1 pseudogene is annotated in these 255 nt (G+C 68.6%); it reads right to left on the reverse strand.

The features are described from left to right. A pseudogene (locus FCK22_RS18260) lies at positions 1 to 255 on the reverse strand (ATP-dependent DNA ligase); the annotation flags it as partial.

The raw sequence follows: 255 nt of genomic DNA on the forward strand, positions 1-255 counted from the left end.
GCCATACCAGCAATTCGCCGTCGAGCACCGTGCCCGGGGGCAGGTGATCGGCGGCGCGGGCCAATTCGGGGAAACGGTCCGTCATCAACTCCTCGCCGCGCGACCAGACGAAATAGTCGCCGTCGCGCAGGATGAGCTGGCCCCGGATGCCGTCCCATTTCCACTCCGCCCGCCAGTCCTCAGGTTCGCCCAAGCCTTCCGGCCCGTCCTCCAGCGCATAGGCGAGGTAGAAGGGGTAGGGGCGCGAGGCGTCGG

It is taken from the genome of Sulfitobacter sp. 15WGC, assembly GCF_005068605.1.
Lineage (GTDB): Bacteria > Pseudomonadota > Alphaproteobacteria > Rhodobacterales > Rhodobacteraceae > Sulfitobacter > Sulfitobacter faviae.